Raw genomic sequence first — 365 nt, forward strand, 5'->3', positions numbered from 1 at the left:
CACGCTTCAATCTTTCGGAATGGGCCGTCCACAACCGGGCTATCGTCGTATTCCTCATGCTCGTCTGCGTCATCGGCGGCATCAGCGCTTACGAGAGGCTCGGCCGGCAGGAGGATCCGGATTTCACCGTGCAAACCATGGTGGTCCAGGCGGTTTGGCCCGGGGCCACCGCCGCCGATATGCTCACACAGGTGACCGACAGGCTCGAGAAGAAGCTCGAGGAGACTCCCCAGCTCGATTACGTCAAGAGCTACACCAAACCCGGCCAGGCGACCATTTTCGTTTACCTCAAGGAGTCGACGCCCAAGCGCGAGCTCGACGACATCTGGTACCAGGTCCGCAAGAAGGTCAGTGACGTCCAGGCG

1 protein-coding gene is annotated in these 365 nt (G+C 60.8%); it reads left to right on the top strand.

Translation table 11 applies throughout. The annotated features are described in order from the left end of the window. Positions 1-365: efflux RND transporter permease subunit (locus NMG80_RS01040; protein WP_254016407.1), on the top strand; the 365-nt coding region annotated here is incomplete at both ends.

Origin of the sequence: Mesorhizobium escarrei (assembly GCF_935825525.1) — a bacterium.
GTDB classification, from domain to species: domain Bacteria; phylum Pseudomonadota; class Alphaproteobacteria; order Rhizobiales; family Rhizobiaceae; genus Mesorhizobium; species Mesorhizobium escarrei.